The sequence below is a fragment of the Sphingopyxis sp. GW821-FHT02C12 genome (assembly GCF_059421785.1).
The window spans coordinates 292,986-305,408 of the sequence record NZ_JBWKVQ010000001.1 but is presented as its reverse complement, the minus strand read 5'-3'; the positions used below and the strand labels follow the sequence as shown (position 1 = coordinate 305,408).

At 65.7% G+C, this 12,423-nt stretch carries 17 protein-coding genes; 5 read left to right on the top strand and 12 right to left on the bottom strand.

Annotated features, from left to right (window positions below; translation table 11 throughout):
* The 3 genes from AC07U1_RS01480 to AC07U1_RS01470 all read left to right on the top strand — a co-directional run bounded on the left by AC07U1_RS01480 (nucleotide 1) and on the right by AC07U1_RS01470 (nucleotide 2,387).
* Complete coding sequence (locus AC07U1_RS01480) at nucleotides 1-447, top strand: DUF2793 domain-containing protein (RefSeq protein ID WP_492736152.1); 447 nt, start codon at nucleotides 1-3, stop codon at nucleotides 445-447.
* A gap of 135 nt (nucleotides 448-582) precedes the next feature.
* On the top strand, nucleotides 583-1,707 hold the full coding sequence (locus tag AC07U1_RS01475; RefSeq protein ID WP_056343780.1) for an OmpA family protein: 1,125 nt from the start codon (nucleotides 583-585) through the stop codon (nucleotides 1,705-1,707).
* Between the two features lie 254 nt (nucleotides 1,708-1,961).
* Nucleotides 1,962-2,387, top strand: coding sequence for an ExbD/TolR family protein (locus tag AC07U1_RS01470; RefSeq protein ID WP_187141128.1), 426 nt, complete (start codon nucleotides 1,962-1,964; stop codon nucleotides 2,385-2,387).
* Between the two features lie 23 nt (nucleotides 2,388-2,410).
* Here the strand turns inward: AC07U1_RS01470 and AC07U1_RS01465 are convergent, their stop codons facing one another.
* From AC07U1_RS01465 to AC07U1_RS01455, 3 genes are all read right to left on the bottom strand, one after another.
* Entirely contained in the window at nucleotides 2,411-2,947 is a 537-nt protein-coding gene (locus AC07U1_RS01465) for a DUF1993 domain-containing protein (RefSeq protein ID WP_495178684.1), read from the bottom strand.
* A 29-nt stretch (nucleotides 2,948-2,976) separates the two neighbouring features.
* Nucleotides 2,977-4,740: an ABC transporter transmembrane domain-containing protein gene (locus tag AC07U1_RS01460; protein WP_495178891.1), complete on the bottom strand. Its 1,764-nt coding sequence runs from the start codon at nucleotides 4,738-4,740 to the stop codon at nucleotides 2,977-2,979.
* A gap of 154 nt (nucleotides 4,741-4,894) precedes the next feature.
* Nucleotides 4,895-5,152: a YjhX family toxin gene (locus AC07U1_RS01455; RefSeq protein WP_495178683.1), complete on the bottom strand. Its 258-nt coding sequence runs from the start codon at nucleotides 5,150-5,152 to the stop codon at nucleotides 4,895-4,897.
* Between the two features lie 270 nt (nucleotides 5,153-5,422).
* Between AC07U1_RS01455 and AC07U1_RS01450 the strand changes: the two genes are divergently transcribed.
* Complete coding sequence (locus tag AC07U1_RS01450; protein ID WP_495178682.1) at nucleotides 5,423-6,643, top strand: polyhydroxyalkanoate depolymerase; 1,221 nt, start codon at nucleotides 5,423-5,425, stop codon at nucleotides 6,641-6,643.
* A 152-nt stretch (nucleotides 6,644-6,795) separates the two neighbouring features.
* Here AC07U1_RS01450 and AC07U1_RS01445 read toward each other — a convergent pair whose 3' ends face one another.
* From AC07U1_RS01445 to AC07U1_RS01430, 4 genes are all read right to left on the bottom strand, one after another.
* Complete coding sequence (locus tag AC07U1_RS01445; RefSeq protein WP_495178681.1) at nucleotides 6,796-7,191, bottom strand: YkvA family protein; 396 nt, start codon at nucleotides 7,189-7,191, stop codon at nucleotides 6,796-6,798.
* A gap of 57 nt (nucleotides 7,192-7,248) precedes the next feature.
* Complete coding sequence (locus AC07U1_RS01440) at nucleotides 7,249-7,638, bottom strand: DUF805 domain-containing protein (RefSeq protein ID WP_495178680.1); 390 nt, start codon at nucleotides 7,636-7,638, stop codon at nucleotides 7,249-7,251.
* Between the two features lie 43 nt (nucleotides 7,639-7,681).
* Nucleotides 7,682-8,146: a pyridoxamine 5'-phosphate oxidase family protein gene (locus AC07U1_RS01435; protein WP_495178679.1), complete on the bottom strand. Its 465-nt coding sequence runs from the start codon at nucleotides 8,144-8,146 to the stop codon at nucleotides 7,682-7,684.
* A gap of 64 nt (nucleotides 8,147-8,210) precedes the next feature.
* A complete protein-coding gene (locus AC07U1_RS01430; RefSeq protein WP_495178678.1) occupies nucleotides 8,211-8,606 on the bottom strand; it encodes a VOC family protein in 396 nt (131 codons plus the stop codon).
* Between the two features lie 196 nt (nucleotides 8,607-8,802).
* On the opposite strand from AC07U1_RS01430, the gene soxR reads away from it, so the two are divergent.
* A complete protein-coding gene (gene soxR / locus AC07U1_RS01425) occupies nucleotides 8,803-9,270 on the top strand; it encodes a redox-sensitive transcriptional activator SoxR (protein ID WP_495178677.1) in 468 nt (155 codons plus the stop codon).
* Between the two features lie 6 nt (nucleotides 9,271-9,276).
* On the opposite strand, the gene AC07U1_RS01420 is transcribed toward soxR, so the two are convergent.
* The 5 genes from AC07U1_RS01420 to AC07U1_RS01400 form a co-directional block, all read right to left on the bottom strand.
* Nucleotides 9,277-9,729: a DUF3617 domain-containing protein gene (locus AC07U1_RS01420; protein WP_495178676.1), complete on the bottom strand. Its 453-nt coding sequence runs from the start codon at nucleotides 9,727-9,729 to the stop codon at nucleotides 9,277-9,279.
* A 4-nt stretch (nucleotides 9,730-9,733) separates the two neighbouring features.
* Nucleotides 9,734-10,024 carry a putative quinol monooxygenase gene (locus tag AC07U1_RS01415; protein WP_495178675.1) on the bottom strand — a complete coding sequence of 97 codons (291 nt, stop codon included), beginning with the start codon at nucleotides 10,022-10,024 and terminating at the stop codon, nucleotides 9,734-9,736.
* Between the two features lie 15 nt (nucleotides 10,025-10,039).
* Nucleotides 10,040-10,624, bottom strand: coding sequence for a carboxymuconolactone decarboxylase family protein (locus AC07U1_RS01410; protein WP_495178674.1), 585 nt, complete (start codon nucleotides 10,622-10,624; stop codon nucleotides 10,040-10,042).
* 1 nt (nucleotide 10,625) lies between these two features.
* On the bottom strand, nucleotides 10,626-11,807 hold the full coding sequence (locus tag AC07U1_RS01405) for an acetyl-CoA C-acyltransferase (RefSeq protein ID WP_495178673.1): 1,182 nt from the start codon (nucleotides 11,805-11,807) through the stop codon (nucleotides 10,626-10,628).
* 71 nt (nucleotides 11,808-11,878) lie between these two features.
* Entirely contained in the window at nucleotides 11,879-12,337 is a 459-nt protein-coding gene (locus AC07U1_RS01400) for a MaoC family dehydratase (protein ID WP_056343740.1), read from the bottom strand.
* Nucleotides 12,338-12,423: the final 86 nt, after the last annotated feature.

Here is a 12,423-nt window from a genome sequence, read left to right as displayed (position 1 = left end):
ATGACCGACCTGCCGAGCACGGCGCGTTTCGCGCTGCCCCTGTTGGCGATGGCGCAGGCGCAGAAGGAGGTAACGCACAATGAGGCGCTGACCCTGCTCGATGCGCTGGTGCAGCCGGTGGTCGAGGACGGGCCGCAGGCGGTCCCGCCCTCCGCGCCGGCCGCCGGGCAGGGCTGGATCGTCGGTGCGGGGGCCAGCGGGGCGTGGGCCGGCAAGGATGGCGGGCTCGCCTTGTGGACCAGCGGCGGATGGCGCTTCGTAGCACCGCGGCCGGGCATGCGGACACACCGGCTAAGCGACGGAGGCTGGCTGCGATTCGACGGTGTGGCATGGGTCGAACCCGGCCCGATCGCGAGTCCGGCGGGGGGAGCGACGGTCGACTCCGAAGCGCGTGCGGCGATCGCGGCCGTGATTCTGGCTCTTGTCGGCCATGGTCTTCTGATTTAAGGCTGATTTTACCTATTATCGCCCGACAAGTGCGGCTTTTTGGCAACAGATTGGCAATTTGTTCGCTTGCGCGGAACCAAAGGCGGGGGTAGGACGTCTGCGAGACGTAAATCTCAATTGAAAGGGGAATCTACTATGAGGAAGCTTGCCGCCGCCGTGGCGTTGGCCTCCACCGCCCTTGCGACGCCTGCTCTGGCGCGCGACGACTCCTGGTACGTGGGAGTTGGGGGTGGTGTCATGATCGTCGAAGATCTCGATCTCGACATCGGCACCTTCAACAATGCAGGTACGCTCGACCACAAGAAGGGTTACGACTTCGAAGGCGTCGTCGGCTATGATTTCGGCGGTTTCCGCGCGGAAGTCGAAGTCGGCTACCGCGAAGCCGACATCAAGGCCGGCCGTTTCAACACCCCCGGCATCCCGGGCTCGGCCAATGGCACGGGTAACCTGGTTACCGGCAGCTATGCCATGAACGGCGATTCGAACGCGCTGAGCTTCATGGTCAACGGCATGCTCGACTTCGGCGACGATGACGGCCTCCAGGGCTTCGTCGGCGGTGGCGCCGGTGTGGCTCGCGTCGATGTCGCTCCGGTCTTCGCCGGTCCGTTCCTCGACGATTCGGACACCGGCTTCGCATGGCAGGCCATCGCGGGCGTTCGCGCTCCGCTGACCCGCAACATCGATGTCGGCCTGAAGTATCGCTTCTTCAACGCCAGCAACCTCGACCTGGTCGATCAGCGCGGCCGCGACGTTTCGACGCGCTTCCGTTCGCACTCGATCCTCGGCACGCTGACGTTCAACTTCGGTGGTGCGGAACCGGTGGCACCGACGGCACCTCCGCCGCCCCCGCCGCCTCCGCCGCCTCCGCCTCCGCCTCCGCCGCCCCCGCCGCCGCCTCCGCCGGTTTGCGAGCCTGGCCCGTACATCGTCTACTTCGACTGGGATCAGTCGAACATCACGCCCGAAGCGGCGTCGACGCTGGACAACGCCATCAGCGCTTACAACCGTGGCTGCTCGGGTACGCAGGTTTGGCTCGCCGGTCACGCTGACCGTTCGGGTTCGGCCAAGTACAACGTCGGTCTGTCGGAACGCCGCAACACCGCGGTTCGCAGCTATCTCACCGCTCGCGGTATCTCGGATGGCTCGATCAGCGCAGAAGCGTTCGGCGAAAGCCGCCCGGCCGTTGCGACCGCCGACGGCGTCCGCAACGACCAGAACCGCCGCGTGGAAATCAAGTACGGCCCGGGTTCGGGCAACTAAGATTTCCCGCCCGGTTGGGTTGGAACCAAAAGAGGGGCGGTACCGAAAGGTGCCGCCCTTTCTTTATGCGCGCGGCGGGTCGGGCGTTGTCCGGTCCGGCGCGCTTTTTGTTTGCGCCGTATCTATAATGTTATACCATAACAAAAGATCGGTGACCGCTTGCGAGCGGCGCAAGGGGGCCGATCGATAGCGGGACCCGGCTGCGACGGCCGACAATGTCGCGCCGATGTCGCGCTTCGACAGGGAGAGAGACGATGCGCCGACGTCGCAGCATTTTCCGGAGCGATCCCAACGCCAGTCCGGTGATCAACACCACCCCGCTGATCGACGTGATGCTGGTGATGCTGGTGATGTTCATCATCACCATCCCGTCGCCGACGCACATGGTCGACATCACGTTGCCGGGCGAAATCGACGGGCCGACCGACGTGCGGGACGAGAACCGCATTACCGTAGATACGGCGGACACGATCCGCTGGAACGGCGAGGCGGTCGACCTCGCGCAACTGGGCAAGCTGGTGAAGCTCGCGTCAGATCGTACCGAGCCCGCGACGCTGATGTTCGAACCCGAGGCGCGGGCGCGCTATTTGCGGGTCGACCAGGCGATCGGCGCGATCCGCCGCAACGGCGGCAGCAAGCTCGCCTTTCCGGGGATTCACCAATATGGCGGTCTGATCTGACGCGCCGCGGCGCCTGCTGCCGGTCAGGCGGCGGGGGCCGTCCCGGGGCGCAGATAGGACAGCATATAATTCACATAATCGACCTTGCCGAGCGGCACGCCCATGTGGCGGAGCACGGCGTAGGCGGCGACGAGGTGGAAATAATATTGCGGCTGGGCCCAGTCGCGGACGTAAGTCGACGCGGTCATGTCGAACGCCATGCCGTTGGGCAGGTCGAAGCCCACGGGGCGGTTGGGATCGCTGTCGATGGTCGCGGCGTCGACGCTGTCGAGCCAGGCGAGCGTCGCGGTGAGCTGCGCCTGGAGGCCGGCGAAGTCGGCGGCGTCCTCGGCGAATTGCGGGGCACCGGCGGCGCCGAGGCGGGTGAGCGCCTGGATCGCCTGCTGGCACGAGAAGCGCACCTGCGACGCGAGCGGGAACATGTCGGGGGCGAGCCGCGCGGCGATGAACTGCAGCTCGCCGACGCCGTTTTCGGCACCCCAGCCGAACGCCTTGTCGAGCTGCGCCGACAGCGCGCGGAGGCCGTTGCGATAGGCGGGTACCGTGAAGTCGTAGAGCATCGTCTTGTCCTTCGAAGGGGTGACAGGCGTCAGGCGGCGTGTTTGTCCTGGAACTGGAGCCGCGCGAGGCGGGCGTAGAGGCCGTCGGCGGCGACGAGCGCGTCATGCTTGCCCTCCTCGACGATGCGGCCGTCGTCCATCACGATGATGCGGTCGGCGGCGCGCACGGTGGCGAGGCGGTGCGCGATGACGATCGTCGTGCGGTCGTGCATCAGCGCCTCGAGCGCGTCCTGCACCAGCTTTTCGGATTCGGCGTCGAGCGCCGAGGTCGCTTCGTCGAGCAGCAGCAAAGGGGCGCGGCGGAGCAGCGCGCGGGCGATGGCGACGCGCTGGCGCTGGCCGCCCGAGAGGCGGGCGCCGCCCTCACCCATGAAGGTGTCGAGCCCCTGCGGCAGCTTGGCGAGGAACTCCTCGGCATTGGCGGCGCGCGCCGCATCCCACAATTGCTCGTCGGTGGCGTCCCAATTGCCATAGCGCAGGTTGTCGCGCGCCGAGGCGGCAAAGATCACTGTTTCCTGCGGCACCATCGCGATCCGCGCGCGGATGTCGGCGGGGTCGGCGTCGGTGAGCGGAATGCCGTCGAGCAGGATCTGCCCGCCCTGCGGATCGTAAAAACGCTCGGCGAGCTGGAAGAGGGTCGACTTGCCGGCGCCCGAAGGGCCGACGATCGCGACGGTCTCGCGCGGGGCGATCGCGAGGCTGAAGTCGTGGAGAGCGGGCGCGTCGGGCCGGGTCGGGTAGCGGAACTCGACGTTCCGGAATTCGAGCGTGCCGAGCGGCGGGTCGGGGAAGCGGCGCGCGTTGGCGGGCGGCGCGATGCTGGGTTCGGCGTTGAGCAGCTCGGAGAGGCGTTCGGCGGCGCCGGCGGCGCGCAGCAGGTCGCCATAGACTTCGGTGAGGGCGCCGAAGGCGCCCGCGACGAGCCCGCCGGTGAGCACGAAGGCGGCGATCGTGCCGCCGGTGATCGTCCCCGCGGCGACACCCGCGGCGCCGTACCAGAGCAGGGTGGTGATCGCGCCGAAGAGCAGACCGATGACGATCGCGGTCATGATCGCGCGCAGGCGGATGCGGCGCTTCGCGGTGGCGAAATTATTCTCGACCGCCAGGGTGAAGCGGTCGGCCTCGCGGCTTTCCTGTCCGAAGGCCTGGACGATCTTCATCGCACCCAATTGTTCGGCGGTGGTCGCACCGATGTCGGCGACGCGGTCCTGGCTCGAACGCGAGACATTCTGCAGGCGGCGGCCGAGCAGCACGATCGGCATGATGATCACCGGGATGCCGAGCAGGATGCCGCCGGTGAGCTTCGGCGAGAGCGAGAAGAGATAGATGATGCCGCCGATGCCCATCACGGTGTTGCGCAGCGCGACCGAGACGGTGGTGCCGACGACCTGTTCGATGACGGTGGTGTCCGACGTCATCCGCGAGGCGATTTCCGACGGGCGGTTTTCTTCGAAAAAGCCGGGGGCGAGGCGCAGCAGGTTGCGCTGCACCGCCTGGCGGATATCGGCGACGGTGCGTTCACCGAGCCAGCTGACGAAATAGAAGCGCAGCGCGGTCGCGACCGCGAGCAGCAGCACGATAACGTAGAACAGGCGGAAATGCGGGGCGACGTCGCCGCCGCCGGCGACGAAGCCGCTGTCGATCATTTCCTTGAATTGCCAGGGGATGGCGAGCGTCGCGAGCGCCGCGACGCCGAGCGCGATCGCGGCGATCAGCAATTGCAGCGGGTAGCGGCTGGCGTGCTGCCAGATCATCCGCAAGCTGCCGAGTTTGCGCGGACGCTTGTCCGGCATTTCAGCGGGAGCGGGGGAGGGAGAGGCCGGTTCGTCTGATCTTGTCGCCATGGCTCGCCCTAGCAGCGGCGATGCCGCCGCTCAACGCCGCAGAATGATGCGCTGGCTTCAAGCATTATGAAGCCAGCGCACATTATCGGACCCTTGCGGTGGTTCAGCGGTTGTCGAGTTGCGCGCGCACGGCACGAAGCCCCGCTGGCGTGATGCGGTACGGCGCGCCGCCCAGCGAGCCGATGAAGCCGCGATGGCGCAGCCGCCTGAACAGCGCCAAACCCACGCCGGCCAGCACATGGCCGTCGCGGGTGAAGCAGATCGCCTCGACCAGACGGCCGTTTTCATCGCGCCGATGGCGAATCATGCCGCCCTGCGCCAGCACGTGGAGCACGCGCTGTTCCGATTTCGAGATATTCATGAGATAGTGTCCGAGATTGGCAACAACAAAAGCGCGCCGACGCCAGGGTCGGCACGTGCCATTCATCCTGTTTCGCCAGGATGTTAGCGGTTGCCCGCAATCTCGGTCATAATCACTCCGGCAACGCCAGGACGGCGTCGCGGCGCAGGATATGGGCAAATATCCTGCGCCGCAATGTTTATGATGCATTGCACAATGGAACGGAACGCCTAGACTGCGAAGCAACACAGGCGCCGACAGAGCGCCGCGCAACGCAAGGAAACGTCGCATATGCTGTATCACGCCTTTGACATGCAGAAGAGCTGGCTCGCGGGGGCGAGCGCGCTCGCGACCGCGGGGGCGCAGGTGATGCAGCACCCGGCGAACCCGCTCGGCTATTTCGGTGGCAGCCCGCAATTCGCATCGGCGCTGGAAGTGTTCGCACACGCCGCGGCACCGCGCGGCAAGCCGGGGTTCGAGCTGTATGAGACGATCGTCGACGGCGAAACGGTGCGGGTGAGCGAGAAGGTCGAGGCGCGCAAGCCGTTCGGCCAGCTCAAGCATTTCCAGCACAAGGGGTCGAAGGATGCCCCCAAGCTGCTGATCGTCGCGCCGATGTCGGGCCATTATGCGACGCTGTTGCGCGGCACGGTCGAGCGCATGCTGCCGGGGCATGACGTGTGGATCACCGACTGGCGCGACGCGCGCAATGCACCGCTGTCGGCGGGCAAGTTCGATCTCGACGATTATATCGATTATCTGATTTCGTGGCTCGAGCATATCGGACCCGGCGCGCATATGCTGGCGGTGTGCCAGCCGTCGGTGCCGAGCCTCGCCGCCGCGGCGATCATGGCGGCGAACAAGCATAAGTGCCGTCCCAAGACGCTGACGATGATGGGCGGGCCGATCGACACGCGCAAGGCGCCGACCGCGGTCAACCAGCATGCGATGACGCGCCCGCACGCCTGGTTCCAGGAAAATGTCATCGTGACCGTTCCTGCCTGGTATCCGGGCGCCGGGCGCCGCGTCTATCCGGGCTTCCTGCAGCTCGCGGGCTTCATGTCGATGAACCTTGGCAACCACATGATGAGCCATTGGTCGATGTTCAAACATCTGGTCGACGGCGACGGCGAGGAAGCCGACAAGACCAAGGAATTTTACGACGAATATCGGTCGGTGTGTGACATGACGGCCGAATTCTATCTGCAGACCGTCGACCTGGTGTTCCAGCGCCATGCCCTGCCCAAGGGCGAGATGCTGCATCGCGGGCAGGTGGTCGACCTGAATGCGATCGAGGATATCGCGATCCTGGCGATCGAGGGCGAGCGCGACGATATTTCGGGGATCGGCCAGACCAAGGCGGCGCTGACGCTGACCAAGAATCTGAGCGCTGAGAAGAAGAAATATCTGATGGCCAAGACCGTCGGCCATTATGGCATCTTCAACGGCCGCAAATGGCGCGAGGATATCGCGCCGGTGGTCGAGGGGTGGATCCGCAGCAACGGGGGGTGATGCCGCCGCCCCTTAGCTGATCATTCTCCAACCCCGTTTGTGTCGAGCGAAGTCGAGACACCCATCAGAAGCGCATGACTTCAGGGTGTCTCGACTTCGCTCGACACAAACGGGAAAGGAGGAAGCCGGAGGAATGAACGCTTCCGGATTCTTCAATGCCAGGGCGAGGTCCGCACGCTCCAATAGACGATGTAGAGCAATCCCGCCCACAACAGCAGGATGAAGGCCATGCCCGCACGGCTCGACGGGCGGTCGGCGGCGGCTTCGGCGGCGGCGTGGAGTTCGGCCCATAGTGGGTCGGGGATCAGGCGGCGGACCAGCCACAAGCCGAGCGGCACGATGAGCAGGTCGTCGAGCCAGCCGAGCACGGGTATGAAATCGGGGATCAGGTCGATCGGCGACAGCGCATAGGCGGCGACCGCGACCGCGAGGATGCGCGCGGGCCAGGGCACGCGGCTGTCGCGCGCGGCGAGCCAGGCGGCATGCGCCTCGACGGCGAGACGGTGGCCGAGGTCGCCGATGCGTTCGGAAAGGGATTTGCCGGTCATTGCGGGCGACCTTAGCCGGTCGGCATCGCTATCCAACCGAAAAGCGCGCGCGCGTTTCTAGGTGGCGGTTGCCGTGTCGCGGTCGGGCGCGAGCGCCGCGACGGCGATCAGGATTAGCGTGATAACCAGCGAGGAGGTCACGAAGGTGCCGGCAATCGGGATATTCACGAAAAGCGCGAATAGCAGCCAGCGGCGGGTTATGCTGGCGGATCGTAGCCGGCGCGCCGTCAACAAGGTCCATCCGATCATGTAGAAGATGCCAAGCAATAGCAGCGTCGCACCCAATGGACCGAAATCTTCGAAATGGAGCCGGCCATTACGGCCGAACGCCATGAGGCTCCAGAGCAAGGCAATTTCGACGGCAATGATCAGCGGCAGCCAGCGACGATATTCGTCGCGGCTCGTCCTGCCGTTCCAGTCGAAATGATCTGCCAGCCATGCGACCATGTGCCCTTATCGGGCGAACATGGTCGCATGTCCAGAGCGCCGGCTAGAGCGCCACTTCGGCGTGCTGGCCGAGTTCGCCTTCCTTCATCGTCATGCCGGTCGCCATCTTGAACAGTCCCTTGATGCTCGCGTCGGCGGTCCAGATTTCGGCATTGTCGAGGTCAAAGCGGAGGAGGACGAGCTTGGGGTCGCTCTTCCCGCCTTCGTACCAGGCCTCGATGCTGTTGTTCCACAGCTTGTCGAGCACGGCGCGGTCGGTTTCGGGGCGCAGCGTTCCCGCGATGCAGGCGAACAGGTCGTGGCCCTTCGACGCGAATTGCGCCATCGCCGGGCCGCCTGCCGACAGGCGGTTGTCGGTCGCGGTGAAGAACCAGAAGGCGCTGCTGGCGTCCTTGTCGAGCTGCGCGTTCATCGGGATATGATGATCGCGCTCGCCGGCCAGCCCGACCATCACATAGGGACTGGCGTCGAGCGCCTTCCAGAAGGTCTTCTTGATATCCTCGCTCATGGGGAAACTCCTTTTTCCCCCTCGATACAGCGACAACGCGGCAAGGGCTTGGATGTTGCCCGGTTCAGCGCGGGCGTGGCTCGTTGTAGCTGACGACTTCATATTCGATGCCGTCGGGGTCGAGGAAATAGAAGCGGCGGCCGGGTTCATAATCGCCGTGGCTGAAGGGGACGAGCCCGACCGCTTTCACGCGCATTTCGATGGTGTCGAGGTCATCGACCTGGACGCCGAGGTGGTTGAGCGGAGCGCCCTTGGCATAGCGCGCGTCGGCATGCTCACCATCGGGGCCGGTGTAGAGCGCGACATAGGCGGTGTCGCTGCCAAGATGGATGGTGCGGCCGCCATCGCGCGCCGGGCCACGCCAGCGTTCGTGCCAGCCGAAGATCGCCGAGAGGATGCCGGCGCTGCGGTCGGGGTCGCTGACGGTCAGGTTCACATGTTCGATGAAGGGGTGCGTCATGGTGCTGCTTTCATGATTCGGGTTGACGCAGTGGGTTATGAAAGCTCAAGTGAGGTTTAGATCAAGAGGAAATGCGGTGCCGGCTTATGGCTCGTCATCGCGAGCGGAGCGAAGCAATCCAGAGCGGTTACCGCACACTCTGGATTGCCGCGTCCCCCGGATCAAGTCGGGGGTCCTCACAATGGCGGAGGTTGGGATGCACCGGACAGACCTGATCGCGATCGGCGACCTGGCAGCGCGCACCGGGGTCGCGGTGTCGGCGATCCGTTTCTACGAGGCGAAGGGACTGGTTGCCGCGCTGCGCACGCGCGGCGGGCAGCGGCGCTTCCTGCGTGCCGACATCCGGCGCGTGTCGTTCATCCTGATCGCGCAGCAACTGGGGCTGAGTCTCGAGGAGATTGCCGCCGAGCTGGCGCGGCTGCCCGCCGAGCGCACGCCGAATGCCGCCGACTGGGCGCGGATCAGCGGGGGATTGCAGTCGCGGATCGCGGCGCAGATCGCCGCGCTCGAGCGGACGCAGGAATTGCTCGGCGCGTGCATCGGCTGCGGCTGTTTGAGCCTCAAGAAATGCGGGCTGTATAATCGCGAGGACAAGGCGGCGCAGCGCGGGGCGGGGCCGCGCTATCTGCTGGGCGATCGGTCGGGCGAGATTACCGAGCGCTGACCGAAGTCAGCGGCAGGCGCCGAGCCATTTGCCACTGGTCGCGGTGACAACTTTCAGCGGCCGGCCCGCCCGCGTGCCAGTGGTCACGCTGCGCGTGACATAGCCCTTTTCGCTGTAGGTGCCGGTGGTGATCGTGCGCACCGGGGTGTCCAGTTCCTTGACCCGGCACACCGACTGGCCGCGGATCTTGCCTGCGGCCAGCGTGTAGCTGCGCGACGAACAGGTCGCGCCCGGCGCATGGAGCAGGACCTGCGGCGTGGCGGCGGCCTGCTGCGCGGTCAGGCAGGTGGTGCGCGGCTCGCGCTTGTCGGCGGCGCGGACCAGCGTTTCGGGCACGCCGGGAATGTCGGCGCTGACCAGTTGGGTCACATGCGTCCATTTTCCCGCCTGCGGCCCCGGCACGGTCGCCGCCGCCGCGCCCGCGACCGCGAGCGGGATCAGAAGGACTGCGCCGTGCACCGGGTCAGACCGCCGCGAGCCGTTCGATCTCGGGCGCACCGGCGAGGCAGGGGCCGAGCCTGGCGCCGAGGGTGCGGAAATGGTCCGACGCGCGGTGCGCTTCGACCGCCGCGTCGTCGTCATAGCATTCGAGCACCTTGTAGACGCCCGCCTCTTCGGTGCGGAACAGCTTGTAATAGCTGTTGCCGGGCTCGTTCGCGCGCACGGCGGGGGCGAGTTCGGCGAAGACGCCCTCGAATTCGGCTTCCTTGCCGGGCAGGACGCGCAGGATCGCGACGACGCCGATTTCACTCATGTGTCTCTCCTTTGTTCAGGCCTTGAGGTCGGGGTCGACCGTCCAGCCTTCTTCGACCTGGATGCCGAAGCTGTTCAGCATCATCGATACCTGGGTATATTGGCCGACGGTCATCACAAGGTCCATACGGCCCTTGTCGCCGAGCGGTGCGAGCGCGGCCCAGCTGGTGTCGGAAACGAAATGATTGCCGATAAGCTCGTCGGTGGCGCGGAGCATCGCGCGGTCGAGGTCGCTCCAGCCTTCGGCGTCGGGACCTGCCTTGATGCGGGTGATCTCGGCCTCGGTCAGCCCGCAGTCGAGCCCGATGCGCTTGTGCTGGGTCCATTCATAACCCGATCGGCAATTATAGCCGGTGCGCAGGATGACGAGTTCGCGGTCCCGCGGGCTGAGCGCGCTGCGCTTCGACAGGATATAATTGCCCCAGCCGAGGAAGGCGGTCATCGCCTTGGGCGCATGCGCGAGGGTGCGGAAGATATTGAGAATGCGGCCGCCGCCCACCCGCCCGCCGTCGGTGGCGAAAAAGGGTTCGAGCGCGGCGCGCTGGTCGGTATCGAGCCGGTCGAGGTCGACCGGCTCGATACGCGGAGCATTCAGGCGCAAATCAGAAGACCTCGAACAGGCCCGCTGCGCCCTGGCCGCCACCGATGCACATGGTGACGACGGCATATTTCACGCCGCGGCGCTTGCCTTCGATCAGCGCGTGGCCGACGCAGCGCGCGCCGGTCATGCCGAAGGGGTGGCCGATCGAGATCGAGCCGCCGTTGACGTTGAGCAGTTCGTTCGGGATGCCGAGCTTGTCGCGGCAATAGAGGACCTGCACGGCAAAGGCTTCGTTGAGTTCCCAGAGGCCGATGTCGTCCATCTTGAGCTCGAAGCGTTCGAGCAGCTTGGGGATCGCGAAAACCGGACCGATGCCCATTTCGTCGGGCTCGGTGCCGGCGACCGCCATGCCGACATAACGGCCGAGCGGCTGGAGGCCGCGCTTCTCGGCGATCTTGGCTTCCATCACGACGCAGGCCGACGAGCCGTCGGCGAGCTGGCTGGCGTTGCCCGCGGTAATCGTGTGGCCTTCGCCCATCACCGGCTTGAGGCTGGCGAGCCCTTCGAGCGTGGTGTCGGCGCGGTTGCATTCGTCCTTGCTGGCGACGACGTCCTGGAAGGTGACTTCCTTGGTTTCCTTGTTCACCACCGCCATGGTCGCGTTGCAGGCAACGATCTCGTCGTCATATTTGCCCGCGGCCTGCGCGGCGGCGGTGCGCTGCTGCGACTGGAGCGAATATTCGTCCTGCGCTTCGCGGCTGATGTTGTAGCGCTTCGCGACGACCTCGGCGGTGCCGATCATCGGCATATAGGTGTCCTTGTGCATCGCGATCAATTCGGGATCGACCTCGATGAACGCCTTGCCGCTGCCGCTGACCTTCGAGATGCTCTCGAGGCCGCCGGCGACCGCGATGTCTTGGCGGTCGACGATGATCTGTTTGGCGGCGGTCGCGATCGTCATCAGGCCCGACGAGCACTGGCGGTCGATCGACATGCCGGGGACGGTGACGGGCAGGCCCGAGCGCAGCGCGATCAGGCGCGCGACGTTCATCGTCTGCGATCCCTGCTGCATCGCGGCGCCGAAGACGACGTCGTCGATCTCGCCGCCTTCGAGTCCGGCGCGTTCGATCGCGGCCTTGACCGAATAGGCGCCCAGCGTCGGGGCGAGGGTGTTGTTGAACGAGCCGCGTCCCGCCTTGGTCAGCGGGGTGCGGGCGGTGGAAACGATGACGGCGTCACGCATGATAGGGGTCCTTCTGCTAGGTTCCGGTTGTCTTTTCGGGGGAGGTCGGCCGGGTCAAACCTGGGTGCGGGTCACACGAAAAACTGCGTGATCCATTCGGCGATCAGCGCGGGCTTGTCTTCACCCTCGATCTCGACCGTGATCTCGTTGGTCTGCTGCCACTGGCCGGGGCGCTTTTCGTCGAGTTCGAGCAGCTTCACATGGCTGCGCACGCGCTTGCCCGAACGGACGGGGGCGAGGAAGCGGACTTTGTTGCCGCCGTAATTGACGCCCATCTTGATGCCGTCGATCTTGGGCGAGTCGGTTTTCGCGCCGAGCATCGGGATCAGCGAGAGCGTGAGGAAGCCGTGCGCGATCGTACCGCCGAAGGGCGTCAGCTTCGCCTTTTCCTCGTCGATATGGATGAACTGATGGTCGCCGGTGGCGTCGGCAAACTTGTTGATCATGTCCTGATCGACGAGCACCCATTCGGACGTCCCGATGGTCTCACCGACCCTGGTCTGCAATTCCTGCGGCGTGATCGTGGCCATATGCCATCCCCTCTATTGCTGGTTCGGGGCGCGTTCTAGGCCTGTCATGCGGCATTGCACAAGGGCCAAGCCCCACGTCCGCGCCG